Genomic DNA, 24,617 nt, shown 5'->3' with positions numbered 1-24,617 from the left:
GGGTGGCGATCACTTGCCGATCCCGACGGTCATCCCCTGGATGATGCGGGTGCCCATCCAGGCGAACAGGGCGACCATCGGGGCGAGGATGATGCTCATGCCGGCGAACATGGTTCCCCAGTCCAGGCCGTTGAACTGCTGCATCTTGACGAAGTTGACGAGCGCGACGGGCAGGGTGATCTTGTCGTCGCTCTGCATGAACGCGATGGCGAACAGCGTCTCGTTCCAGGCTCCGATGAACTGCAGCAGGAAGGCGGTGATGAGCCCGCCTCTGGCGACGGGCAGGATGACGCGGACGAACGAGCGCACCCCGGTCGCCCCGTCGATGGCGGCGGCCTCCTCCAGAGCCACGGGGACGCCGGCGAAGAAGCCGGTCAGCAGGAAGACGGTGAACGGCATGGCCAGCCCGACGTAGATGAGCGTCAGGCCGAGGTAGGTGTCGACGAGCCCGACCCCGGCCATGCCGACGAACAGCGGGATCAGCAGTACCTGGCCGGGCACGCCGAGGCCCATGGCGAAGGTCATGGTGATGGCGCTGGAGGTGCGGGTCCTGCGCCGGGCCAGCATGTACGCCGCGGGCGCCGCGAGCGCGACGGCCGCCAGCGAGGAGACGACGGCGATGAGCACGCTGCTGAGGGCGGCGGAGCCGAATCCGCCGTCGGTCCACGCGCCGGTGTAGTTCCCCAGCGCGAGCCCTTCGGGCAGGGCGAAGGGCTCGTCGAAGATGGCGCCGGTCTCGCGGACGGAGGTCAGGAAGATCCACGCCAGCAGCGCGATGTCCGCGGCGACGACCAGCCAGACGACGGCCACGCCGATCCGGCGGATCGGCGACTGCTTCACATTCACGGCGGGACCTCAGTACTGGATCGGGTCGCGCCGCATGATCCGGCGCAGGAGCAGGGTGAACAGGCCGACCATGGCGAGGCTGACGAGGGCCGCCGCCGAGGCCAGGCCCATCTTGGGCACGGAGCTGTTGGGGAAGGCCGAGGTGTAGACGTACATGGCCGTGGTCCAGGTCTGGGTGGGCGGGTTGCCGGAGTTGCCGCCGCCGAACAGCAGGATCAGCTCGAAGACCTTGACGGAGCTGACCGTCCAGAGCACCGCGCAGACGGTGATGACGTCCCACGACAGCGGGATCGTGATGTTGCGCAGCCGCTGCCAGGGGCTCGCGCCCTCCAGTTCGGCGGCCTCGTACAGGTAGGGCGGGATCTGGTCGACGGCGGCCATGATGATCGTGGTGTAGTAGCCGGTGGCCGTCCAGACCAGGGTGGCGACGATGAGCGGGAAGACGTTGTCGACGGCCAGCCACTTGGGCGGGGTCTCGACGCCGGCCCAGCCGAGCACGGTGTTGACGGGGCCGTCGGGGCTGAAGACGAATCCGGCGACGGCGCCGAACACCATCGCGTTGACGAGGTTGGGGAAGAACAGGACCGAGCGGGCGAACAGTTTGGCGCGCATCTCCCTGAGCACGAGGGTGAGCAGGAAGGAGATGAGGAAGGTGACGAGCCCGCCGATCACCAGGATCTTCAGGGTGTTGAGGGTCGAGGTGGCGAAGGTGGGGTCCTCAAGCAGCACGGCGTAGTTGCCGAGGCCGCGCCAGCGCATCTCGCCCATGCCGTCCCACTGGTACAGGCTGGTCCAGGCGGCGTACCCGATGGGGACGAGGAACAGCGCGCCGTAGCAGATCAGGGCGGGGAGCACGAACGGCCAGAACAGGCGGCGGCGCTGGCGTTCGAGCGGGCCGAGGCGCCGGGGGTCGGCGGCGGCCATCAGCCCGCGGTCTTCCAGTACTGGATGTGGGCCTGCTTGGCCTTGGCCACGAACTCCGCACTCGTGATCTTGCCGTGCCACAGTTCGAGGAAGGCGGGGTAGATGACCTTGTCGCCGTACTCGCCGGGGGCGCCGTCCATGATGGTGCGGGCCGGGTTGTCGACGAGGGTCTTCTGGACGCTCTCCAGCTCGGCGGGGGCGGGGATGTCGGCGCGCGGGGTGATGTTCTTGGCCTCGGTGGAGATCTTCTCCAGGTTCTCCTTCTTCATGAAGTAGGCGAGGAACCTCTTGGCGGGCTCGGGGTTCTTGGCCCGCTTGGGCACCGTGAAGCCGAACAGGATGGCGTCCGCCTCGGTGTTGCCGCCCTTGGTGGGGGGCACCGGGATGGAACCCATCTTCCAGTCGGAGGGGACGAGGGTGGCGACCTCGCTGGCCACCCAGCTGCCGTTCATGAGGAAGGCGGCCTCGCCCTTGGCCCACTTGGTCTGCTGCGTGGGGTACTTGCTGGCGTCGTAGCCCTTGATGAGGTAGCCGCCCTTGACGAGCTGCTCCATGCGCTTGGCGGATTCCAGGATGCCCGGGTTGTCCCATCCGGCGCCGGACTTGTCGGCGACGATCTTGCCCAGGGTGCCGGGTCCGTTGTCGCGGACGATCAGGTAGTCGAGGGTGAGGAAGTTCTCCCAGCTGAGATCTCCGTCGGAGGCGAGGCAGGCCCGGTCCTTGGCCTTGAGGGTGTCGCAGAGCTCGATGAACTCCTCCCAGGTCGCGGGCGGGTCGGCGAGGTCGGGGTCGGCGGCGTTGTAGAACAGCTGCGCGGAGATGAGCTCGTACGGCAGGATCCAGCGGTTCTTGCCCTCCGCGTCCTTCGGGAGCTGGTCGAGGTACTTGGCGTCGACGACGTCCGAGACCTTCTTGCCCTCGCCCGGCACCTCGGCGGCGTAGACGTCGGCGAGGTCTGCGGCCTGACCGGCGAGGGCGGTGGGCGAGATGACGTCGGCGCCCTGGTCCCACAGGTCGGGGGCCTTGTTGGCGGCGATGGCGGGGCCGATCTTCTGGCGGACGTCGCGGCCCTGCCATTCGACGGTGACCTTGGTGCCGGTCTCGGCCTGGAACTTGTCGATGGCCGCCTTGATCACCTTGGCCTGTGGCTCGTCGGCGCGCCACATCGACCAGTAGGTGAACTCCCCTCCCTTGCCGGAGGAGGCGGGCGACCCGGAGTCGCCGCCGCTGCCGCCGCAGGCGGTCAGCGCGAGGGCGGCCACGACTCCGGCCGCCAGGAAGCGGGCGCTCGCCTTGGGTGCGCGCATTTCGTTCACCTTTCCCGATGACTTCTGGCCGCACCCTAAGTCGGGGCGAACGCCGCAAACAAGGCAGTCCATGCAACGCTTTGATCTCAGCATGCACAAAGCGACGGTTTTTGCGCAGAAACCTGCACACTCCTGCAAGGAGTGCGGGAAAAGCTGCACTAGTACTGCGAAACGCTGAAGTCGTACCGGCACGGCAGCCGGTGCTCGGAGCGCGAGCGGGCCTGACCGTGGTAGTCCCACCAGAGCGCGTCGAGTGACTCCTCGCCTTCACGCAGGTCGTCCACGACGAGCCCGGTGTCGAGGACGCGCCCGGCCCGCGCGCGGTCGCCGTCGTCGAGCGCCGCCCGGCACTCCAGCATCCGGATCCGCCCGTGCCAGCGGTCGGCCGGGCTGAGCCGGTCCACCACCGCGAGCGCGTCGGCGGGCCGCCCGGCCGCGAGCAGCGATCCGAGGGTCTCGATCGTCAGGGGCCGCAGCCGGGGCGAGAGGGCGTGGGCCCGCAGGTACAGCTCGGCCCGCGCGCCGGGGTCGTCCTCCAGCACGGCCAGGCTGCGCAGCGCCCACGCGTTCGGCGCACAGGCCAGCGAGCCCTCCCACGCCTGCCGCGCACCCTCGTGATCGCCCTCGTGGTAGCGGTTGACGCCCAGGTGGAACAGGGTGAACCAGGTCGGCTCCGTCGCCTCCAGCAGGGCCCGCCACTCCGGGCCGACGCTGTAGGAGGAGGGCGGCAGCGCGGGCGCGGGCGTCGGGATCGCGCCCTTGCGCACCAGCGACAGCCACGACTGCTGGTCGCGGCCGATCGTCGCGTCGGCGAACGGTGTCGCGGGCAGGTTCAGGGCGCGGCTGCGCCGCTTGGACAGGGCCCGGCGTTCGAGGGCGCCCCAGCCGCTGCCGGCGTGCAGGCTCTCCTCCGGCGGGGCCTGGGCCAGCAGTACGGCCTGCTCGTGGTAGGCGCGGAGGCGCTCGCGCGGGATCAGCCGCTCGACGGCCGCCGTGCCCGTCTCCGTCGCCCGCTCCCAGCCGGTGTGCGCGTCCTCGACCTCGACCAGCCCGTACGCCTCGGTCCAGGAGAAGGCCGAGCGGGCGGGCAACCGTACGTGTTCGAGCTGGGTGCGCGCCAGCCCGGCCTGGATCTCCAGGTACGGCCGCCCCGGGCCGGACAGCCAGTCCTGCCAGTTGCGCCCGGCGGGCGTGGTCCCCCACCGGAAGTGCTTGCGCCCGCGCAGCAGCCCGGTGGAGACCTGGGCGAGGCCGGCGCCGGCGGCGTCCACGGCGGCGACCCAGCGGCGCTCGCCGTCGGGGATCTCGTAGAAGAAGTCGGCCGCCTGCTCGCCTCGGCCCGGGTAGGACTGGTCGACGCCCTGCCAGTCCGGGACCGGCACCCGGCGCAGCCTGCCGTCGTAGGAGAAGTGGTAGGCGCGGCTCGCGGGGGCGAGCACCCGGGTGTCCGGGGTCTGCGGCACGGCCGCGTTCGACCACCAGTAGACGGGGGCGTCCTGCCGGAAGGGGTTGAAGACGCGCACGTGCACCAGCAGCACCGGCGAGCCGGGCGGCAGGCAGGCGTCGAGCTGGTAGACCAGGCGCCTCATCCGCTCCCACTCGTACATACGCAACACCGGCACCCCGTCCGGCCGGGTGAGGCGGGCGGCGTGCATGGGCGCGCAGGCGAGCGCGGTGTGCCCGAAGGTGCCGAGGTTCCACTCGACGCCCCCGGCGAACCAGGCGTTGCGCAGGCCCAGGTTGGCCAGTTGCAGGTGGGGCGGCCGGTGCAGGAGTTCCCGCCCGGTGGCGTGGTGGACGAGCGAGCGCAGCCGCCCGCCGTACTCCAGCAGGAACTCCGCGCGCAGCACCCCGTTGTCGAGGACGGCGGTCTTGAGCCGCCGGTCGGCGCGCTCGCGGCCGTAGCCGTCCTGGAAGGTGTACGGCAGCAGCGACTCGGCGTGCCCGTAGGCGAGCTGGGCGGCCATCTCGGCGTCCGCCGCGGTCGTCTCAAGCCCGCCGCGCGGGTCGGGCAGCGTGTGCAGCGGCGGCAGCGGGTTCTCCGGTCCGAGCGGCGAGACCGGGAGGGTGACAGAGGAGATGGTCAGCATTTGCTGCATATCTTTGCATAAAGTGCGCAATAACTGCATGATTGCGGGGTGAACCGGTACGAACGCTGGAACGTGCTCCTGGAGATGGTCGCCGAGAGCGGTCAGCTCGACGTCGTCGAGACCGCCGAGCGGCTGAAGGTCTCCACCGCGACGATCAGGCGCGACTTCGACGAACTGGCCGCCCAGCAGCTCCTGACCAGGACCAGAGGCGGCGCCATCGCGCACAGCGTCTCCTACGACCTGCCGCTGCGCTACAAGGTGGCCCAGCACGCGCCGGAGAAGCTGCGCATCGGCGCCGCCGCCGCCGCGCTGGTGCCGGACGGCTCGACCGTCGGGCTCAACGGCGGCACCACGACCACCGAGGTGGCCCGCGCGCTGGCCGTGCGCGACCACGGCGACCAGCGCGGGCCCGCACTGACCGTCGTCACCAACGCCCTCAACATCGCCCACGAACTGGTCGTCCGGCCGTACCTGCACGTGGTCACGACCGGCGGCTCGGCGCGCTCGCAGTCGTACGAGCTGGTGGGACCGGTCGCGACCGGCATGCTGGAGCGCATCGCGCTCGACGTGGCGGTGCTCGGCGTGGACGCGCTGGACGTCGAGCACGGCGCCAGCGCGCACAACGAGGGCGAGGCCGCGATCAACCATCTCATGGCGGCCAAGGCGCGGCAGGTGGTGATCGTGGCCGACGGCTCCAAGCTCGGCCGCCGGGCCTTCGCCCGGATCTGCCCGCTGTCGCAGATCGACGTGCTCGTCACCGACTCCACCGCCCCGGACGACCTGCTCGCCCGGCTCGGCGAGTCCGGCGTGCGGGTCGTCCAGGTCTGATCGGGGCCGGGTGTGGCTCCGGGTGGGCTGGCGTGGGCCGCGCCCGGAGCGGAGGCGGCACGTGTCCAGCCGGGGGGCGCCATTCCCGCCGGTCAGACCGTGCCCGTGTCGACATGGACCACGGTAGCCGGGAGCGTCAGGACATCTCCACGTATTTACCCTGGAGGCCGCGACCGATCGTGGCGCGGCGCTGACGGCCCGATCGGCCCGTGCGGGTGGCTCGGCCTCCCGATGGCGGCTGCGCGCCGGATCGGGCTCAGGCGCCGGCGGCCTTCCAGGCGGTCGCCCGGGGGTCGTCCGGAGGCAGGTCCACCCGGAAGCGGGGCAGGGCCTCGGGGTAGTTCTTCCTGACGTACTCGACGAGGTGTTCACGCACGTCGCACTTGAGGTCCCAGGCCGAGGCCGAGTCCGCCGCGCTCATCAGCGCCCTGACCTCCACGAGACCGTTCGTCTGCACGTCGGTGACCTGCAGCGTCCAGTCCTTCTGGTCCCACAGCGGGTTGTCCTGGATGAAGCGGTGCAACTCCTCGCGGAGCTTTCCGACCGGCACCGACCAGTCCACCCGCAGGTGCACCGCCGCCACCACTCGGCTGCCGTGCTTCGTCCAGTTCTCGAACGGGTTCTTCGTGAAGTACGACACGGGCAGCACCAGCCGCCGCTCGTCCCACAGCCGCAGCACCACGTAGGTGAGCGTCAGCTCCTCGATCCGCCCCCACTCGTTGTTGACCACCACCACGTCGTCCAGGCGCAGCGCGTCGCTGAAGGCGAGTTGCAGCCCGGCCAGCATGTTGCCGATCGTGGACTGGGCGGCGATGCCGACGATGGCGCCGGCGATGCCCGCGGAGGCGAGCAGACCGGCGCCGAGCGCGCGCACCTGCGGGAACGAGAACAGCATCGCGCCCAGCGCGACCACGATGATGATCGCGGTGGCGACCCGGCGAACCAGCGCGATCTGCGTCATGATCCGCCGCGCCCGCCGGTTGGCGTCGCCCTCGATCAGCACCAGCCGGTCGAGGATGACGTCGGTGACCGCGTAGGCCACGCCGACGATGAGCCAGGTGACGCAGGCGATGGTGACGAGCCCCAGCACCCGCTCGACGCCCTCGCGGGCGGGCTGCCCCACCATGGCGGGGGCGAAGGCCAACTCGGTGGCGACGACCACCCCGACGGAGAAGGCCGCCCAGGTGCAGTGCTCGACCAGGTGCCGGGCGAAGCTCCAGCGTCTGCCCGCGCGCGACAGCAGCCGCCGGGCCACCTCGACCACGAGGATCGCACCGGCGATGGCGATCGCCAGAATCGGCCAGTTGGTCACGATCAAGCACCCCTCGTCGTGGACTACGCTCCTTCGCCCATTGTCACCCGGTTCTCCGTGTGCTCGTCAGAACGACTCGTCGAAGCTGACGTTGCCCTCGACCGCCACCTGGTACGCCGAGACCCGGCGTTCGAAGAAGTTGGCCAGCTCCTGGACGTCCTGCAGTTCCATGAAGGCGAACGGGTTGGCCGTACCGTAGCGCTTGGCCAGGCCCAACCGGGTCAGGCGCTGGTCGGCGACGTACTCCAGGTACTCACGCATGTGCTCGACGTTCATGCCGCCGATGCCGTCGCCGCACAGGTCGCGGGCGAAGGCCAGCTCGGACGCCACGGCCTCCTCGATCATCTGGGTGACCTGCGCGCCGAGCTTGTCGTCGAACAGATCGGGCTCCTCCGCCCGTACGGTGTCCACCACGCTGAAGGCGAACTCCATGTGCATGGACTCGTCGCGGAAGACCCAGTTGGTGCCGGTGGCCAGTCCGCCCAGCAGCCCGCGCGAGCGGAACCAGTACACGTACGCGAAGGCCCCGTAGAAGAACAACCCCTCGATGCAGGCGGCGAAGCAGATGAGGTTGAGCAGGAACGTCCGCCGGTCCTCCCGCGTCTCCAGCCGCTGCAGGGCCGACAGCGAGTCGATCCACCGGAAGCAGAACTCTGCCTTGTCGCGGATCGAGGGGATGTTGTCCACGGCCGCGAACGCCTTGACCCGCTCGTCCGGGTCCGGCAGGTAGGTATCGAGCAGCGTCAGGTAGAACTGCACGTGCACGGCTTCCTCGAACAGCTGCCGCGACAGGTACAACCGCGCCTCGGGGGCGTTGACGTGCTGGTAGAGGTTGAGCACCAGGTTGTTGGCGACGATCGAGTCGCCGGTGGCGAAGAAGGCCACCAGCCGGTTGATCAGGTGCCGCTCCTGCGCCGACATCCTGCTCAGGTCGGCGAGGTCGGAGTGCAGGTCGACCTCCTCCACCGTCCACGTGTTGCGGATGGCGGCCCGGTAGCGCTCGTAGAAGTCCGGGTAGCGCATCGGACGGAGGGTCAGGTCCATTCCGGGGTCGAGAAGCATCACTGGCAGGCCTCGCAGTACTCGGGGTTCTCCAGGGAGCAGGCGACGGCCTCCTGGACGGTGGGTGTGCTCTGGACGGTGGTCTGCGCGATCCGCGTCGCCGGGCGCGAGCGCAGGTAGTAGGTGGTCTTGATGCCCTGCTTCCACGCGTAGGCGTACATCGACGACAGCTTGCCGATCGTCGGCGTCGCCATGAACAGGTTCAGCGACTGCGACTGGTCGATGTACGGCGTGCGGGCCGCCGCGAGGTCGATGAGCGCCTTCTGCGGCAGCTCCCACGCCGTGCGGTAGAGGGTCTTCAGGTCGTCCGGAACCTGCGGCAGGTCCTGGACCGAGCCGTCGGCGCGCTTGATCGCGTCGCGGACCTCCTGGTTCCACAGCCCGCGCTCCTGCAGATCGCGCACGAGGTAGCGGTTGACCTGGAGGAACTCGCCCGACAGAGTCTCACGCTTGAACACGTTGGACACCTGCGGCTCGATGCACTCGTAGCAGCCGGCGATCGAGGCGATCGTGGCGGTCGGCGCGATGGCGATCATCAGCGAGTTGCGCAGCCCGGTCCTGTCGATCTTCTCGCGCAGCGCCGTCCACGCGGGCGAGGCGCCGAGCCCGAAGTGGTCGGGGTGCAGCACGCCCTGGGCCGCGCGGGTGTCGCCGTAGGACGGGTGGCGGCCCCGCTCGACGGCCAGGTCGGCGGAGGTGTCGTAGGCGGCCAGCGCGATCTCCTCGGCGATGCGCGTGGACAGCGCCAGCGCCTGCGGCGAGTCGAACGGCAGCCGCAGCGCGAAGAACACGTCGGCCAGGCCCATGACGCCGAGGCCCACCGGCCGCCAGCGCAGGTTGGCCGCCTCGGCCTCGGGCGTCGGGTAGAAGCCCAGGTCGATGGTCTTGTCCAGGAAGCGGATCGCGGTCCGCACGGTGGCCCGCAGCCGCGTCCAGTCCAGGCTGTCACCCGCGAGGTGGGCGGCCAGGTTGACCGAGCCGAGGTTGCACACCGCCGTCTCGCCGTCGCTGGTCACCTCCAGGATCTCGGTGCACAGGTTGGACAGGTGGATGACGTTCTCCGGCCTGGCCGTCTGGTTGGAGGTGCGGTTGGCGGCGTCCTTGAAGGTCATCCAGCCGTTGCCGGTCTGGGCGAGGGTGCGCATCATGCGGCCGTAGAGGGTGCGGGCCGGAATCCGGCGAACCTGGCGGCCGGCGGCCTCGTAGGCGCGGTAGGCGGTGGTGAACGCCTCGCCGTACAGGTCGGTGAGGTCGGGGACCTCCTTGGGGTCGAACAGCGACCACTCCTCGTCGGCCTCGACGCGGCGCATGAACTCGTCGGGCACCCAGTTGGCGAGGTTGAGGTTGTGGGTGCGGCGGGCCTCCTCGCCGGTGTTGTCGCGCAGTTCGAGGAACTCCTCGATGTCGGCGTGCCAGGTCTCCAGGTAGACGCAGGCGGCGCCCTTGCGCCTGCCGCCCTGGTTGACGGCGGCGACGCTGGCGTCGAGGGTGCGCAGCCACGGCACGATGCCGTTGGAATGGCCGTTGGTGCCCCGGATCAGCGAGCCGCGCGAGCGGACCCGGGTCCAGGCGATGCCGATGCCGCCGGCGTACTTGGACAGCCTGGCGACCTGGCCGTACCTGTCGTAGATGCCTTCGAGGTCGTCGCGCGGCGAGTCGAGCAGGAAGCACGACGACAGCTGCGGGCGGCGGGCGCCGGAGTTGAACAGGGTGGGCGAGGAGGGCAGGTAGGACAACGAGGACATGAGCGCGTACAGCTCGGCCGCCTCGGCGACCGAGGCCGACAGGCCGCAGGCGACGCGCAGCAGGAAGTGCTGGGGACGCTCCAGCACCTTGCGCGTGGTGGGGTGGCGCAGCAGATAGCGGTCGTAGACCGTGCGCATCCCGAAGTACTCGAAGCGCTCGTCGGCCTCCTCGTCGACGAGCGCGTCCAGTTCGGCGTCGTTCCTGGCGACGAAGGCGGCCAGGGTGTCCTGGATCAGTCCCGCCGCGTGCGTGGCCGCGATCGACTCGGAGAACGTACGGACCCCGTGCTCGGCGGCCTCGTCGGCGATCTCCTCGGCCAGCAGCCGGGCGGCGACCCGGGAGTTGGCCGGGTCGGCGATCACTCTGGCGGCGGCCTCCTCGATGGCCAGCCGACGATCGACCTGGGCGATCTGCGTCACGTGCAACACTCCTCGCGAGCTTCCCCGCTGAGGACACGAGAGCGCGGCGGCACACCGCGCGGGCGCCGCCAGACCCCCGGGCCCTCCCTCGAGGCCCTGGACAGTACGGTCACCGGCAGGTCTTCGGGCTCACGGGCGTCTCTCACGAGAGAGTCCTACTGACCGTCGCTTCCCAGATCGCGATCCAGTGCGTGTGACGGCGGTCGTTCCCGCTTACCGCTGCGGGGCAGCCCTGGATTCACACCAGGTTCCCTTTTGCTCCGCCCCCGAGGGGGCGAACCAGCGACAGTGCAGGATCCTACATCTAGTGGCGGCCGTCGCAACTACCCCCGGTATGTTGTGCCCGGTGTGTCGAGCAGGCCCAGATCTCTGAGCACTTTCCTGGTCCGTACGGACTCCGCCGCCAGCCAGGTGGCGAAGCCGTCGCCGGTCAGCGGGATCGAGTCCCAGCCACCGTCGCGGCAGGCCTCCTGCCAAGGGCCGGACCCGGCGACGCTCTCGCACAGGCTCACGGCGGCGGCGCGGCGCCCGGCGTCCATGCGGCCGGGGCCGACGACGGCGCACCAGTCGGCGAAGTCGATGCGCACCCCGCATTCGAGGAGGCTGGGGGCCTCCACCCCGGGCACGCGGTTCGCCGACGACACGGCCAGCACGCGCACCCTGCCCCGCTCCACGGGCCCCCGCCAGTCGGCGAGTCTGCCGGTGGCGGCGGCCGCGTGCCCGCCGAGCAGGGCTGTGGCCACCTCGTCCTGGCCGGGGTAGCCGGTGTAGTCGATGCGGCGGGCGTCGGCGCCGAGCCCTTGGGCGATGAGGCCGAACAGCAGGTGGTCGGGCTCGCCGACCGGGCCGCCCGCCAGGTAGGCGCGGTCGGGCTGGGACAGCAGGTCGGCGGCGAGGTCGTCGAAGTGCTTGAAGCGGGAGTTGGCCGGGACCATCACGGCCTCGACGTGGCCGGTCAGCCTGGCCAGCGGGGTGGTGGTCTCCTGGAGGGAGCCGTGGCCGCCGATCTCGGCGGCGGCCAGGCCGTACAGGCCGGTGACGGTGATCGTGGTCTGGCCGCCGGTACCCGCGGCGGGCACGCCGGTGCGGCGCATGGTGCGGTAGAGGGTGCGCGCCATGACCTCCCAGCGGGGGTCGCCGGGGACGACGGAGACTCGGCCGAGGGCGTCGCCCGTTGTGCCGCCGCCTGTTCCACCGCTGCGCGTGACGCCGCAGCCGGCCGCGCAGGCGGCCAGCCCGAGCCCCAGAGCGAACAACCGCCTACGCCGCATCCCCACCCCCGTCACCTGGGGTTATTTACAGATGGCGACGGGTTACACCTCAGCTCTCGTCGGCGGGCTCGTCGGCCGGGAGGGCGAAGAGCCGGATGTGGAGCGGGCGGGCGCCGGGGGGCGCGGTGTCCGCGTCGTGGCTGTATCTGAGCAGGAGCGCGATGTACTCCTCGTAGAAGGCGGCGAACTCCGTCTCGGTCATCCGGGCGAAGCCGCGCGACCCCTTGGCCCAGGCGGGGTCGCGCAGGTAGGCGGCGGGGAAGCGGTCGAGCAGGCGGCGGTCCTCCTCCAGGCCGACGCGGTGGAACTCCGCCAGCACCGCGCGGTCGGCGGGGTCGATCTCCTGGAAGGTGGGCGTGCGGATGTCGCGCGGGGTCTCGGCCTTGCGCCACCAGCGTTCGCGGCCGGTCGAGCGCTCCGGGATCTCCTCGATGAAGCCATATTTCTCCAGTTGGCGCAGGTGGTAGCTGGTGGTGCCGGTCTTGGCGCCGAGGAGTTCGCCCAGCGTGGTGGAGGTGGCGGGGCCGTGGGCGTTGAGGTGCGACAACATCCGGCGGCGCATCGGATGGGCCAGGGCCTTGAGGCGCTCGGGGTCGTCGAGGAGCAGGGGCTGCTCGCGCGCGTCCGTCATGGGCCGAGCCTAACGTTTTCTGCAGAGAAGTGTTTGCCGAGACTTCTCTGCAGAGTATTGTCTGCGATGTGAAGAAGTTGATCGCGGCGCTCGCCCTCGCCTGCGCCCTCCTCCCCGCCGCCCCTGCCGCCGCCTCCGACGGCCTCAACAGATCCGACGTCTCCTTCCGCGCCGACGACGGGAAGGAACTGCACGGCACGGTCCTGTCCCCCGAGGGCGCCGACCGCCCGCTGCCAGGCATGGTGCTCGTCCACGGCTCCGGCACCGGCGTCAAGCGGGCCAAGCTGATGACGGAGGCCGAGGCGTTCGCCAGGCAGGGCATGGCGGTGCTCGTCTACGACAAGCGCGCGGAGGGCTACTCGCTGACCACCCGCGACTACGGGCGACTGGCCGGGGACGCGCTCGGCGCGGTGGCCGCGCTGCGCGGGCGCGAAGGCGTCGACCGGCGCAAGGTCGGCCTCTGGGGGATCAGCGAGGGCGGCTGGGTGGCCCCCCTCGCCGCCTCCCGCTCCGACGACGTCGCCTTCGTCGTCATGGTCGGCGGCAACGCCATGCGGCCGCTGCGCCAGCAGACCTGGGCCGTGAGCGCCGGGCTGCGGAAGGCGGGGGTGCGTGGGCCCCTGCCCGGACGCTCCGTCCCCGCCTTCTACCGGCTGCTCGCGGGGGCGGGACTGTTCGCTGCGCCGTACCACGACGCGCAGGGCGTGCTCGCCGAGGTACGCCGGCCGGTGCTCGGCATCTGGGGCTCCGCCGACCTGCTCACCCCGCCGCAGGAGAACCCGCCCCTCCTCGCCGCGAGCCTCGGGCACCGCGCCTACACCCTGCGCTACCTGCCCGGCGCCGACCACGGCGCCCACGCGACCCCCGACGGCGGCGTGACCCGCGCACCCGAACTCGCCCCCGGGTACGCCGAGGCCGTCGGCGACTGGGTCGGGCGCGTCACCTCCGGCGACCTGCCCGAGGCCGAGACCGTGGGCGAACTCCCCCGCCAGGACTCGCCTTCGGTGCCCGTGCCGCCGCTCGCCTGGTGGGAGTCCGGCCCGGTGCAGGCGGGCGCGCTGCTGCTCTTCCTCGCCGCCTTCTGCGGCTACCCCGTGTGGGCGCCGGTCCGCCGGCTGCGCGGCCGCCGCGTCCGGGGCGGGCGGGCCGCGCGACTGCTCGCCGCCTCGGCGGCCGTCGCGGTCGCCGGGACGCTGACGTACCTGATGTACACGACCGTCACGGGCGCCAAGCTCGCCGCACCCGGCCCGCTCGTGGCCGGCCGGCCGCTCGTCTGGCTGGCGCTGCAGGCTCTCGCGGTGTCGGCGCTGGTCGCGGCCGCGTTCGTGGTGCGCGCCGCCCGCCGGGCGCGCGGCTCCGAGCGGGTACGGCTCGGCCTCCTGCTGACCGGTGCCGCCGCCCTCGTGCCATGGGGCCTCTACTGGGGCCTGCTGCTGCCGTGAGGCCCTTATCAGGACGGGAATCGCTGGTTAACGTCCGATCTATGGCCGATAACGAGCACTTCCCGTTCACCTGCGGTCCACGCGGAACACCGTCCGGCCGCTACGCCGCCCTGCGGGAGAACGAGCCGCTGGGCGAGGTCAGGGTCCCGAGCGGCGACACCGTCCGGATCGCCACCCGCTACGAGGACGTCTCCATGGTCCTCACCGACCCGAGGTTCAGCCGCGACCTCAACTACCCCGGCGCGCCCCGCATGTACCCCGGTTACACCCTCACCGAGTCGCCCGGCACCCTGATCGGCATGGACCCGCCCGAGCACACCAGGCTGCGCAGGCTGATGTCGGGCACCTTCACCCCCAGGCAGGTCAACGGCTGGCGGCCGAGGCTGCGCCGCCTCGCCGAGGACCTCGCCGACCGGCTGCCGGAGGAGTTCGACTTCGTCGCCGACTACGCCTTCCCGCTGCCGGTCCAGGTCATCTGCGAGGTCATGGGCGTGCCCGGCATCGACTTCGAGCGGGTCCGCCGCTGGTCGGAGACGCTGCTGTCGACCTCCTCGCTGAGCAAGGAGGAGAAGGCGGTCTCCGCCATGGAGTTCGGCGCCTACTGCGCCGAGGTGATCGCCGAGCACCGGGGCGCGCCCGGCGACGGCCTGCTCACCGCGATGATCGAGGCGAGGGACGGCACCGACCAGCTCACCGAGGTGGAACCGGTCCGCATGACGCTCAGCCTGTTCCTCGCCGGGCACGAGACGACCGGCTCCATCATGGGGCGCATCGCGGTGCGGCTGCTCGATCCGCGCGACCACTACGAACGGCTGGTCGCCGACCCCGGGCTGATCCCCCGTGCGACCGAGGAACTGTTCCGGGTGGAGGTGCCCGGCGACACCCTGACCATCCGGGTCGCCACCGAGGACGTGAACCTGCCCTCCGGCACCGTCAGGAGGGGCGAGGGCGTGATCGCCTCCTTCGTGGGCGCCAACTCCGACCCCGCCGTCTTCCCCTCCCCCGAGGTCATGGACATCGAGCGGACCTTCACGCAGTCGCACATGTCCCTCGGCCGGGGCCCGCACTACTGCCTGGGCGCCAACCTGGCCCGCGCGGAGGTGCAGGAGTTCATCGGCGCGATGGTACGGCGCATGCCCGGCCTGGCGCTCGCCGTACCGGCCGACACGATCGCGTGGACGTCCGGCATCTCCGTCAACCGGCCGCTGGCCGTACTGGTACGCAAGAGCGCTACTCCACGGTGACGCTCTTGGCGAGGTTGCGCGGCTTGTCCACGTCGCGCTCCAGCGCCACGGCCGCATGGTAGGCGAGCAGTTGCAGCGGGATCGTGAGCAGGATCGGGTCCAGTTCGATCTCGTTCCTGGGCACCACGATCACATCGTCGGCGAGCTTCGCCCCGGGCTCGCGGTGGCCGATCATCAGCACCCTGCCGCCGCGGGCCCGGATCTCGCCGAGCGTGGTGAGGTTCTTGTCGAGCAGTTCGTCGTCGGGCACGATGGCCACCGTCGGCAGCTCCGGGCCGATCAGCGCGAGCGGCCCGTGCTTGAGCTCGCTGGCCGGGTAGGCCTCCGCGTGGATGTAGGAGATCTCCTTGAGCTTCTGCGCGCCCTCGCGGGCGACCGGGTAACCGCGCACCCGGCCGACGAACATCATGCTCGGGTGGACGGCGTACTTCCGCGACAGCTCGGCGATGGCGGGGCCCTGCTCCAGGATCTCCTCGATCTGCGCGGGCAGTTTGGCCAGGCCGTCCACGATGCGGCGGCCCTCGGCGGGCGAGAGGTCGTGCACCCGGCCGAAGTGCAGCGCGAGCAGTGCGAACGCGATGGCGGTCGAGGTGAACGCCTTCGTGGAGGCGACCGAGACCTCGGGGCCGGCGTGCAGGTAGATGCCGCCGTCGACCTCACGGGCGATGGCGCTGCCGACCGCGTTGACGATGCCGATCACGCGGCCGCCCTTGCGCTTCAGCTCCTGGACGGCCGCCAGCGTGTCGTACGTCTCGCCGGACTGGCTGATCGCGACGTACAGCGTGTCGGGGTCCACGACGGGATTGCGGTAGCGGAACTCGCTGGCGGGCTCGGCGTCGGCGGGGATGCGGGCCAGCTCCTCGATGAGCTGGGCGCCGATCTGGCCCGAGTAGTACGCGGAGCCGCAGCCGATGATCTTCACCCGGCGGAAGGACCGGGTCTCGCGGGCGTCCATGTTGAGTCCGCCCAGGTGGGCGATGTGGAAGCGCTCGTCGAGACGGCCACTCAGGGTGCGGGCGACGGTCTCGGGCTGCTCGGAGATCTCCTTGAGCAGGTAGTGCTCGTAGCCGCCGGTGTCGTAGTGACCGGCCTCGACGTCGACGGTGAGCGGCTCCTTGGCGGTCTCCAGGCCGCCGCTGGCGAAGGTGTGGAAGCCGTCGGCGCGCAGCACGGCGAGTTCGCCGTCCTCCAGGTGCACGACCTGGCGGGTGTACCTGACGAGCGCGGCCACGTCGGAGGCGGCGAACATCTCCTTCTCGCCGATGCCGATGACGATGGGGCTGCCGTTGCGGGCCACGACGATCTCGCCGGGACGCTCGGCGTCGAGGACGGCTATGCCGTACGTGCCGACGACGCTCTTGAGCGCCTTCCTGACGGCCTCCTCCAGGCTGGCGGTGTCCTCGACCGTGCGGGCGACCAGGTGGGCGAGGACCTCGGTGTCGGTGTCGGAGGCGAAGACGACGCCGTCGGCCTCCAGCTTGGCGCGCAGTTCGGTGGCGTTCTCGACGATGCCGTTGTGGACGACGGCGACGCGCTGGTCGGCCGACAGGTGCGGGTGGGCGTTGACGTCGCTGGGAACGCCGTGGGTGGCCCAGCGGGTGTGGCCGATGCCGAGGCCGCCCTTGAACCGCGCCGGGACGGCCTTGGCCAGGTCGGCGACCCGGCCCTTGACCTTGCGGACCTTCAGGCCCCGGTTCGAGACGACCACGCCGGCCGAGTCGTAGCCGCGATACTCCAGCCGCGCCAGGCCCTCCAGCAGGATGGGTGCCGCGTCCTTCGGTCCCACATAAGCCACGATTCCGCACATGTTCAGCCGTCCTCTCCTACCCGTAGACGATCCTTCGCAGCTGGCGCAGCGACAGCTCGGGAGCTGCGACACGACGGCCGCTCAGTTCGGCGGCGACCCTGGGGAAGATCTCGGCGTTGGTGAGCCCGCGGGCCTTCAGTTCCCCGTGCCTGCGCCGGACGTAGGCGTCGGCCGGTTCGGAGAAGTAGGCCAGCACGTCGGCCACCACGCGGGCGGCCTCCCCCGGGCCCAGCGAGCTGGTGCGGGTGAGGTGCTCGACGAGGTCCTCGAAGGGTTGCACGCCGAGGACCGTACCCATGCTGGGGCATGTTCGCCAACATCCTGCCCGAAATCGGGCAGGAATTGACCACAAAGCATCCCTCTCATTGACCGAAGCGGACCAACCGGACCACATTCACATCACACGCCACGCATAACACAGCCCCCACCAAGGCATGATTACTCTATGTAGTCACTTTCTGCCTTTCCGTGGGAGTTGTCATGCCGCACTGGATCGCCCTCACCCTCGCCACCGGCCTGCTCACCTCACCCGCCCACGACTCCGACCGACAGTCCGACTTCGCCGAAGCGGCCCAGGAGTACGGGATCCCGCTCAGCGTCCTGCTCGGGGTCTCGTATCTGGAGTCGCGGTGGGACACCAACGCCGGGCGGCCGAGCGTCACCGGCGGGTACGGTCCCATGCACCTCGTCGACGCGGCCGCCCTGCCCGCCGGAGACCACCACCACGGCGACCCCCGCGGCGACGCCGCCCGCCCTCTCGCCCACACCCTGCCCAGGCCCGCCGTGCTCCCCGAGGACACGCTGCGCGCCGCCGCCCGGATCACCGGTCTCAGCTCCGCCCGGCTCAAGGGCGACCCCGCCGCCAACATCAGGGGCGGGGCCGCACTGCTCGCCTCCTACCAGGACGCGCCCGGCGGCTCGCCGTCCGACTGGTACGGGGCCGTCGCCCGCTACGCGGGCTCGCGCGGGTTCGCCGACGAGGTCTTCGCCACCCTGCGGGAGGGGGCCGCACGCCGTACGGACGACGGGCAGTTGGTACGGCTGGCCGCCCGCTCGGACGCACGCCCGCCGGAACACCTGACCGGGCGGCTGACCGGGCGGTCGGCCAGGCTGGCGGCGAGTCAGGCCGAGTGCCCGCAGACGCTGGCGTGCGAGTGGATGCCCGCGGCCTACCGGCGCTTCGACAAGCGGCGCGACTACGGCAACCACGACCGGCTCGACCGGGAGCGGCGCATCGACTACATCGTGATCCACGACATGGAGGGCTCCTACGCGGGCGTGCCGTCGATGGTGCGCAACCCCCGGTACGTGAGCTGGCACTACACGATCCGCTCCAGCGACGGACACGTCGCCCAGCACGTGAAATCTCGCGACATCGCATGGCATGCCGGGAACTGGGATATCAACTCCCGTTCCATCGGCATCGAGCACGAGGGCTACCTGGCGCGCGGCGGCGCCTGGTACACCGAGGCCATGTACCGGTCCTCGGCCCGGCTGGTGAAGTACCTGGCCGACCGGCACGGGCTGCCCGTCGACCGGGCGCACATCATCGGCCACGACAACATCCCCGGCACCACGCCCTCGACCGTCCCCGGCATGCACGAGGACCCGGGACCGTACTGGGACTGGGCCCGCTACCTCGAACTCATGGGCGCGCCCATCGAACCCGCCAGGAGCGGCGGCTCCGTGATCATCAACCCCGACTACGCCACCCACCGGCCCCGCATGACCGGCTGCTCGGGCAACCGCCCCGGGCGGGACTGCAAGCCGCACGGCGCCTCCACCGTCTGGCTGCACACCCGGCCGAGCGAGAACGCCCCCCTCGTCGACGACATCGGCAAGCGGGTCGGCCAACCGTCCACCTACAGCGTCTACGACCACAGCGCCCGCGCCTCCGCCGGCCAGCGCTACGCCGTCGCCGAAAGCCGGGACGAGTGGACCGCCATCTGGTACCTCGGCAGGAAGGCGTGGTTCCACAACCCGTCGTCCGCGCCGACCGCCGTCCCCGCCTCGGGCCCGCTGGTGACGCCGGTGAAGGACCGGGTCAGGGTGTACGGCCGCGCCTACCCCGAGCACGCCGCGTACGCCGGACGGGCGCGCTACCAGGCGCACGTGCCGCTGCAGTACGTGATCCGGCGTGGGCAGACGTACTCGCTCGGCTTCACCCTGAACGGCGGCTACCACGCGGCCGGGTCCTTCAACCCGGCCAGGCACGCCACGATCAAGGGCGCGCTGCGCTACCACCAGATCCAGCTCGGCCACCGGGTGATGTTCGTCCGAGCCGACGATGTTCGTGTCATCCGCTGAATTTTCCGGACCCGGGGGCGTCCGCTTGCGCGCGGACACTCCCGGGAAGCGATATGGTTTTCCCGTGACCGGCGCTCGGCGGCGGGATCATGCGGAAGTGGCTCAGTGGTAGAGCATCACCTTGCCAAGGTGAGGGTCGCGGGTTCAAATCCCGTCTTCCGCTCGGAGTGTGATCTTCTCAGCGGAGATCCCCTGGTGGAGTGGCCGAGAGGCGAGGCAGCGGCCTGCAAAGCCGTCCACACGGGTTCAAATCCCGTCTCCACCTCGGTGCGGCGGACCCTTCGGGATCCGCTACAGTAGGTCAGGCGCCATGCGGAAGTGGCTCAGTGGTAGAGCATCACCTTGCCAAGGTGAGGGTCGCGGGTTCAAATCCCGTCTTCCGCTCGGAACGACCTCTCTTCGGAGAGGCCGCACGGACGATTAGCTCAGCGGGAGAGCGCTTCCCTGACACGGAAGAGGTCACTGGTTCAATCCCAGTATCGTCCACCAGTTTTCGCAGGTCAGAAGGGCTTCGGACAAGATCCGGAGTCCTTCTTCCGTATGTGGGGCCGGGCTCGGCGTGCACGCGCCGGGCGCCTTTCGCCGGGGCGGGCGCCCCCGGTCGCCGGGCCGAGCCGGTCTGCGCTTGAGTTCGCCGGCCCGCGTCGCGCTCGTCCCGTCAGGGACGGGACACGTCTCGGGTGTTTCGCAGCGTGTTCCGGCCGCTGTGTTGACAGTGCCGACGACCAGTGGAGATCGTTTCCGGAACGGCACGGCCTTGACGGGCGGGCGGGGAGGGATTCGATGAAGGTGATCGGTGGCGCGCTGCTCGCGGGAGCGCTGGCGGCGGTCGTGGGAGCGGTGCTGGTCCGCCGGCGTTATGTGGTCATCACCGTCGAGGGGTCGAGCATGGTGCCGACGCTGCGCGACGGTGACCGCGTCCTCGTACGGCGGCGCCGGATCGACGAGTTGTCCCGAGGCGACGTCGTGGTGCTCGAACCGCCCCACGATCCGACCGGGCGGTACCTCAGCGCGCCGACCGGCCCGGACGGTCACCTCTGGAACATCAAACGCGCGGTCGCACTGCCCGGCGATCCGGTGCCGCCGGAGGTGGGCGAAGCCGCGGACCGGGTGCCGGACGGGGCGCTCGTGGTCTTCGGCGACAACTCCAGCAGTATCGACTCCCGTCAGCGCGGCTTCTACTCCGGTGACAGGTTGCTCGGCGTGGCGTTGCGCCGGTTGGGCGGCACCACTTTGTAGAAACCGCGCCCTCTGGGGAGACAGGGCGGCGCTCCGTATGTCACCCTGCGCGCCGATGGGAGCGTTCCAGTAACTCCACCATGACCGAAACTCTTCATGGAATCACTGGTCAGTCGGCGACTGTAGCTCTGCTGTACGTCGTGCTGTATCGCCCTCATTTAGCGTTCCGACCCGACCGCATCCCTGGACGGAAGGAGCATCACCATGGTCGGCATCGTCGGCAGGCTGAGTGACCGCATTCTCGACAAACTGGCCCCCAAGGCGACTGCGAAGGCGGATGACACCTGGTGGGCCCACTGCTACTGCTACGAGCGCTCCGGGTTCGGCAGGTACTGCCAGGAGAAAACGGCAAGGTCACCTGCTCCACTTGCCGGGCCTACAAGGTCTGCGGCTGATCTGAGAGCGCGGGTCCGGCGGCTGTCCCCGCCGCCGGACCCGAACCCGCGCGATGCAGCCTTCACTGTCTGAAACGAGGTTGTCCGATGCCCTTCCTGGTCGCCGCAGTCGTGTTCGTCGGCCTGCTCTGCCTGTTCAACCTGGTCCTCATGCTGGGGATGCTGCGCAGGCTCCGCGAGCTTGCGAGCTCCGGCGGAGGCGGCCACCCGACGCTGCTGCCGTACGATCCGAACGTCCTGATCGGCCGGGGCCTTCCCGAGGACCTGATCGGGGCGGGCTTCGTGGGGTTCTTCGACGTCGGCTGCGACTCGTGTCATGAGAAGGCGCCGAGGTTCGCCGCCGAGGCGCGGGGCCAGGTCGCCCTGGAGGTCGTCACGGGTGACGTCGGCAAGGCCGAAGCTCTGGCCGAGCAGCTGTCCGGCGTGGCGCAGGTCCTCACCGGCGCGGCGGCCGACAGGGTCGTGAACGGCGTCGGCGTACAGGCCTTCCCCATGTTCCTCAGGACGGACGCGGGCGGCCGGGTCGTCGCGGCGGACACGGATCTGGACGATCTGGCTGCGGCGCCACAGGCGGTGTGACGGAGTCCGTGGACAAGATCCGGCTTCGGTACCTCGCCGGCCTGCTCCTGCTCTGCTGGCGCGCCGGGCCGGCGCTCACCGCGGGTCAGCTCGTCACCACCGTCGTCGGCGGGCTGCTGCCCATGGGCACCGTGTGGGCCACGAAGCTGCTCATCGACGCGCTCACCGCCGGACGCACGGAGCACGTGCTCGGCCCGGCGACGGCGCTGGTGGGCCTGGGGGTGGCCGTCGGGGCGCTGCCGCACCTGGTGTCCTATCTGCGGAGCGAGTGCGACCGCCGCCTGGACCTGATGTTGCAGGATCGCCTGTACACGCAGGTGAACAGGTTCCAGGGGCTGTCGCGGTTCGAGAACCCGGTGTTCCTCGACGAGTTGCGCATGGCCGCGCAGGCCACCGGCGGTTCGATGGGGCCGGTGACCTCGGGCCTGTTCGACCTCGGCCGCAACGTCATCACCGTGATCGGGTTGCTGTCGGCGCTGGCCGCGCTGAGCCTGCCGCTGGCGGCGCTGGTCGCGGTCGCGGCCGTTCCGGTCCTGCTGGCCCGGTTGTCGCTGGAGAAGCGGCGGATCGAGATGATCACCCGGCAGTCGACCACCGCCCGGCGGGAGATCTTCTACGCGTCGCTGATCACCGATGTGGACGCGGCCAAGGAGGTCCGGCTGTTCGGGCTCGGTGACTTCCTCAAGGGCAGGGTGCTCGGCGAGTTGCGCACCCAGCAGTCGGGTGAGCGGCGCCTGGACCGGAGGGAGGCGCTGGTCCAGGCGGCTCTGGCGGCCCTGTCGGCGGGCGTGGGCGGAGCCGGGCTGCTCTGGGCGGCGTACTCGGCCCTGTCGGGGTCGCTGACCGTCGGCGACGTCACCGCGATGGTCGCCGCCGTGGCGGGCACCCAGGCCGCGTTGATCGCGACCGTGGAGTACGCCGCGTACGCCGGACACGCGCTGATGCTGTTCGCGCACCACGAGCGGGTGATGGCGCTCACCGACGACCTGTCGCCGCCCAAGGAGGGCGCGGCGCTGCCCGCGCTGCGGCGCGGCATCGAGTTGCGGGACGTGTGGTTCCGGTACGACGACGGCCACCCCTGGATGCTGCGCGGCGTCGATCTGACGATCCCCCACGGCACCTCGCTGGCCCTGGTCGGGCTCAACGGCGCCGGGAAGAGCACCCTGATCAAACTGCTGTGCCGCTTCTACGACCCGTCGCGGGGCGCGATCCTGTGGGACGGCGTCGACATCCGCGACGTGCCGCCGGCCGAACTGCGCGCCCGGATGGGCGTGCTCTTCCAGGACTTCATGAACTCGACCTGACCGCCGCGGAGAACATCGGGATCGGCGACCTCGCGGCGCTGCCGGATCGCGCCCGCATCGAGGCGGCCGCCGAGCTGGCGGGTGCGCATCCGGTCGTCGAGGCGCTGCCACGCGGGTACGACACCATGCTGAGCCGGTTGTTCTTCGGGCCCGAGGACGAGGACCCGCAGGCCGGCGTGACGCTCTCCGGTGGGCAGTGGCAGCGGCTGGCGCTGGCGAGGGCGCTCGTCCGCAGGCATCGCGACCTGCTGATCCTCGACGAGCCCAGCTCCGGGCTGGACGCGCTGGCGGAGTACGAGGTGCACCGGCGGCTGCGCGAGCACCGGGCCGGGCGGACGAGCCTGCTGGTCTCGCACCGGCTCGGCGCCGTCCGCGAGGCGGATCTGATCGTGGTGCTGAGTGAGGGGCGGATCGTGGAGCAGGGCGGGCACGACGAGCTCGTCGCCATGGGCGGAAGATACGCCGAGTTGTTCGAGACGCAGGCCAGCGGCTACCGCGACGAGGCGGAACAGGGCGGCGTGACGGTCTGAAGGTGGGGCGGCGGGTGGCGCTCGGAGAGGCCCGCTGCCTGCGGGGGCGGGCGGCGGTGGGGCGGCCGAGCCGTAACGGAGATCATTCGTCGGGTGGGGCGTCTCCCCTGCGGCGGGCCACCGCCTCCCAGTCGACGCCCTCCCACGGGTCGTAGTCGACTTCCAGTTCCTCCTGCCGGGGGCGCTGCGCCTCGGGTACGTGCTGCAGGTTGATCCGGATCCTGTACCACACGCTGCTGCGCCCCCGCATGCCGTCGACCAGCACGTCGGCGGGCTCCAGCAGGGCGGCGGCCTCGGGGTGGCGGGACTTCCAGTGGTCGAGCGCGGTCAGCGCCTCCTCCTTGTGGCGCGCTCTGGCGACCTCGATGAGCGGCATCGTCTGCTGCCGGTGCCCGTGGCCCTTCGGCGGTTTGGGGGCGGGGCCGAGCGACTCCGACAGCTCCAGCAGGGAGTCGAGACCGCCGGGCGACAGCTCCATGTCCTCCCAGGGGTCGCCGATCTCGGCGTAGCGCTTGGGGACGGTGTCGACGGTGAACGCCTCGGGGCGGCACTTCGGCACCTCGGCCCAGGTCAGCGGGGTGGACACCCGGGCGTCCGCGACGGCGCGCACCGAGTAGGCGGAGGCGACGGTGCGGTCGTAGGCGTTCTGGTTGAAGTCGACGAAGACGCCGTGCCGCTCCTCCTTCCACCATCGGGCGGTGGCGAGGTCGGGCGCGCGCCGCTCGACCTCGCGCGCCACCGCCTCGGCGGCCTTGCGGACCTGCGCGAACGGCCACTGCGGCCGGATGGCGGCGTAGACGTGGAAGCCGCGCGACCCGGACGTCTTGGGCCAGGCGGCCAGCCCGTGCTCCTCCAGGACCGCGCGGGCGACCTGCGCGGTGGCGAGCACGTCGGTCCACGGGACGCCGGGCAGCGGGTCGAGGTCGATGCGCAGTTCGTCGGGATGCGCGAGGTCGCCCGCGCGTACGGGATGGGGGTTGAGGTCGACGCACCCGAGATTGACCACCCAGACCAGTTGGGCTAGGTCGTTGACCACGACCTCGGCCGCGCTCAGGCCCGAGCGGTAGCGGAGTTCGGCCACCTCGATCCAGTCGGGCCGCTTGGCGGGGGCGCGCTTCTGGAAGAACGCCTCCTCCTGGATGCCGCGCACGAACCGTTTGAGGATCATCGGCCGCCCGGCGACGCCGCGCAGCGCGCCGCCCGCGACCGCCTGGTAGTAGCGGATCAGGTCGAGCTTGGTGTGCCCGGTCTCCGGGAAGACGACCTTGTCCGGGTTGGAGATGCGGACCTGCCGCCCTGCCACGTCCATGAGGTCAACATACGGGGTGCCTCCG

The 24,617-nt window shown here is 70.9% G+C and carries 20 protein-coding genes, 4 tRNA genes and 1 riboswitch; of the genes, 12 read left to right on the top strand and 12 right to left on the bottom strand.

Annotated features, from left to right (window positions below):
* Positions 1–9: 9 nt before the first annotated feature.
* From ABD120_RS03395 to ABD120_RS03380, 4 genes are all read right to left on the bottom strand, one after another.
* Positions 10–846, bottom strand: a complete 837-nt coding sequence (locus ABD120_RS03395) for a carbohydrate ABC transporter permease (RefSeq protein ID WP_343948165.1) — start codon at positions 844–846, stop codon at positions 10–12.
* A 9-nt stretch (positions 847–855) separates the two neighbouring features.
* On the bottom strand, positions 856–1,770 hold the full coding sequence (locus ABD120_RS03390; protein WP_343948164.1) for a carbohydrate ABC transporter permease: 915 nt from the start codon (positions 1,768–1,770) through the stop codon (positions 856–858).
* Positions 1,770–3,077 carry an ABC transporter substrate-binding protein gene (locus ABD120_RS03385; RefSeq protein ID WP_343948163.1) on the bottom strand — a complete coding sequence of 436 codons (1,308 nt, stop codon included), beginning with the start codon at positions 3,075–3,077 and terminating at the stop codon, positions 1,770–1,772. Before ABD120_RS03385 ends, ABD120_RS03390 begins: the two co-directional genes overlap by 1 nt.
* A gap of 158 nt (positions 3,078–3,235) precedes the next feature.
* A complete protein-coding gene (locus ABD120_RS03380; protein ID WP_343948162.1) occupies positions 3,236–5,167 on the bottom strand; it encodes a DUF5107 domain-containing protein in 1,932 nt (643 codons plus the stop codon).
* Positions 5,168–5,215: 48 nt separating this feature from the next.
* Here ABD120_RS03380 and ABD120_RS03375 point away from each other — a divergent pair, with 48 nt between their 5' ends.
* Complete coding sequence (locus ABD120_RS03375) at positions 5,216–5,995, top strand: DeoR/GlpR family DNA-binding transcription regulator (RefSeq protein ID WP_343948161.1); 780 nt, start codon at positions 5,216–5,218, stop codon at positions 5,993–5,995.
* A gap of 256 nt (positions 5,996–6,251) precedes the next feature.
* On the opposite strand, the gene ABD120_RS03370 is transcribed toward ABD120_RS03375, so the two are convergent.
* From ABD120_RS03370 to ABD120_RS03350, 5 genes are all read right to left on the bottom strand, one after another.
* On the bottom strand, positions 6,252–7,307 hold the full coding sequence (locus tag ABD120_RS03370) for a mechanosensitive ion channel family protein (protein ID WP_343948160.1): 1,056 nt from the start codon (positions 7,305–7,307) through the stop codon (positions 6,252–6,254).
* Positions 7,308–7,373: 66 nt separating this feature from the next.
* Entirely contained in the window at positions 7,374–8,351 is a 978-nt protein-coding gene (locus ABD120_RS03365; protein WP_343948159.1) for a ribonucleotide-diphosphate reductase subunit beta, read from the bottom strand.
* A 17-nt stretch (positions 8,352–8,368) separates the two neighbouring features.
* Complete coding sequence (locus tag ABD120_RS03360; RefSeq protein WP_343948158.1) at positions 8,369–10,534, bottom strand: ribonucleoside-diphosphate reductase subunit alpha; 2,166 nt, start codon at positions 10,532–10,534, stop codon at positions 8,369–8,371.
* A gap of 97 nt (positions 10,535–10,631) precedes the next feature.
* A riboswitch (cobalamin riboswitch) is annotated at positions 10,632–10,833 on the bottom strand.
* A 24-nt stretch (positions 10,834–10,857) separates the two neighbouring features.
* Positions 10,858–11,805 (bottom strand): tripartite tricarboxylate transporter substrate-binding protein, encoded by a 948-nt coding sequence (locus tag ABD120_RS03355; protein WP_343948157.1) that lies wholly within the window; start codon positions 11,803–11,805, stop codon positions 10,858–10,860.
* A 49-nt stretch (positions 11,806–11,854) separates the two neighbouring features.
* A complete protein-coding gene (locus ABD120_RS03350) occupies positions 11,855–12,436 on the bottom strand; it encodes a helix-turn-helix domain-containing protein (protein ID WP_343948156.1) in 582 nt (193 codons plus the stop codon).
* 68 nt (positions 12,437–12,504) lie between these two features.
* On the opposite strand from ABD120_RS03350, the gene ABD120_RS03345 reads away from it, so the two are divergent.
* Positions 12,505–13,878, top strand: coding sequence for a hypothetical protein (locus ABD120_RS03345; protein WP_343948155.1), 1,374 nt, complete (start codon positions 12,505–12,507; stop codon positions 13,876–13,878).
* 41 nt (positions 13,879–13,919) lie between these two features.
* Entirely contained in the window at positions 13,920–15,122 is a 1,203-nt protein-coding gene (locus ABD120_RS03340; RefSeq protein WP_343948154.1) for a cytochrome P450, read from the top strand.
* Here ABD120_RS03340 and glmS read toward each other — a convergent pair.
* On the bottom strand, positions 15,109–16,908 hold the full coding sequence (glmS, locus tag ABD120_RS03335) for a glutamine--fructose-6-phosphate transaminase (isomerizing) (protein WP_343948153.1): 1,800 nt from the start codon (positions 16,906–16,908) through the stop codon (positions 15,109–15,111). The genes ABD120_RS03340 and glmS overlap by 14 nt on opposite strands.
* A 37-nt stretch (positions 16,909–16,945) precedes the next feature.
* On the bottom strand, positions 16,946–17,209 hold the full coding sequence (locus ABD120_RS03330) for a hypothetical protein (RefSeq protein WP_343948152.1): 264 nt from the start codon (positions 17,207–17,209) through the stop codon (positions 16,946–16,948).
* 200 nt (positions 17,210–17,409) lie between these two features.
* On the opposite strand from ABD120_RS03330, the gene ABD120_RS03325 reads away from it, so the two are divergent.
* From ABD120_RS03325 to ABD120_RS03285, 9 genes are all read left to right on the top strand, one after another.
* Entirely contained in the window at positions 17,410–19,236 is a 1,827-nt protein-coding gene (locus tag ABD120_RS03325; protein ID WP_343948151.1) for an N-acetylmuramoyl-L-alanine amidase, read from the top strand.
* Positions 19,237–19,327: 91 nt separating this feature from the next.
* Positions 19,328–19,399: transfer RNA gene (locus ABD120_RS03320), tRNA-Gly, on the top strand.
* Between the two features lie 31 nt (positions 19,400–19,430).
* A tRNA-Cys gene (locus ABD120_RS03315) sits at positions 19,431–19,501 on the top strand.
* A 47-nt stretch (positions 19,502–19,548) separates the two neighbouring features.
* Positions 19,549–19,620 (top strand) — tRNA-Gly (locus ABD120_RS03310).
* Positions 19,621–19,650: 30 nt separating this feature from the next.
* Positions 19,651–19,725, top strand: a tRNA-Val gene (locus ABD120_RS03305).
* Between the two features lie 294 nt (positions 19,726–20,019).
* On the top strand, positions 20,020–20,475 hold the full coding sequence (gene lepB / locus ABD120_RS03300; RefSeq protein WP_343948150.1) for a signal peptidase I: 456 nt from the start codon (positions 20,020–20,022) through the stop codon (positions 20,473–20,475).
* A 482-nt stretch (positions 20,476–20,957) separates the two neighbouring features.
* Entirely contained in the window at positions 20,958–21,449 is a 492-nt protein-coding gene (locus tag ABD120_RS03295) for a hypothetical protein (RefSeq protein ID WP_343948149.1), read from the top strand.
* 8 nt (positions 21,450–21,457) lie between these two features.
* Positions 21,458–22,753: an ATP-binding cassette domain-containing protein gene (locus tag ABD120_RS03290; protein ID WP_343948148.1), complete on the top strand. Its 1,296-nt coding sequence runs from the start codon at positions 21,458–21,460 to the stop codon at positions 22,751–22,753.
* A complete protein-coding gene (locus ABD120_RS03285) occupies positions 22,663–23,283 on the top strand; it encodes an ATP-binding cassette domain-containing protein (protein WP_343948147.1) in 621 nt (206 codons plus the stop codon). The genes ABD120_RS03290 and ABD120_RS03285 overlap by 91 nt, the downstream gene beginning before the upstream one ends.
* A gap of 82 nt (positions 23,284–23,365) precedes the next feature.
* On the opposite strand, the gene ligD is transcribed toward ABD120_RS03285, so the two are convergent.
* Entirely contained in the window at positions 23,366–24,592 is a 1,227-nt protein-coding gene (ligD, locus tag ABD120_RS03280; protein WP_343948146.1) for a non-homologous end-joining DNA ligase, read from the bottom strand.
* Positions 24,593–24,617 lie beyond the last annotated feature (25 nt).

Source organism: Nonomuraea longicatena (assembly GCF_039525605.1).
Lineage (GTDB): Bacteria > Actinomycetota > Actinomycetes > Streptosporangiales > Streptosporangiaceae > Nonomuraea > Nonomuraea longicatena.
Note: the sequence above shows the minus strand (reverse complement) of the source record. Positions and strands in the feature narration are given on the sequence as shown.

Coding starts and splice junctions, on each gene's coding strand:
- ABD120_RS03390 (WP_343948164.1), bottom strand. CDS start 1,770: ATGGCCGCCGCCGACCCCCGGCGCCTCGGCCCGCTCGAACGCCAGCGC.
- ABD120_RS03385 (WP_343948163.1), bottom strand. CDS start 3,077: ATGCGCGCACCCAAGGCGAGCGCCCGCTTCCTGGCGGCCGGAGTCGTG.
- ABD120_RS03380 (WP_343948162.1), bottom strand. CDS start 5,167: ATGCTGACCATCTCCTCTGTCACCCTCCCGGTCTCGCCGCTCGGACCG.
- ABD120_RS03365 (WP_343948159.1), bottom strand. CDS start 8,351: ATGGACCTGACCCTCCGTCCGATGCGCTACCCGGACTTCTACGAGCGC.
- ABD120_RS03355 (WP_343948157.1), bottom strand. CDS start 11,805: ATGCGGCGTAGGCGGTTGTTCGCTCTGGGGCTCGGGCTGGCCGCCTGC.
- ABD120_RS03350 (WP_343948156.1), bottom strand. CDS start 12,436: ATGACGGACGCGCGCGAGCAGCCCCTGCTCCTCGACGACCCCGAGCGC.
- ABD120_RS03340 (WP_343948154.1), top strand. CDS start 13,920: ATGGCCGATAACGAGCACTTCCCGTTCACCTGCGGTCCACGCGGAACA.
- ABD120_RS03325 (WP_343948151.1), top strand. CDS start 17,410: ATGCCGCACTGGATCGCCCTCACCCTCGCCACCGGCCTGCTCACCTCA.
- lepB (WP_343948150.1), top strand. CDS start 20,020: ATGAAGGTGATCGGTGGCGCGCTGCTCGCGGGAGCGCTGGCGGCGGTC.
- ABD120_RS03295 (WP_343948149.1), top strand. CDS start 20,958: ATGCCCTTCCTGGTCGCCGCAGTCGTGTTCGTCGGCCTGCTCTGCCTG.
- ligD (WP_343948146.1), bottom strand. CDS start 24,592: ATGGACGTGGCAGGGCGGCAGGTCCGCATCTCCAACCCGGACAAGGTC.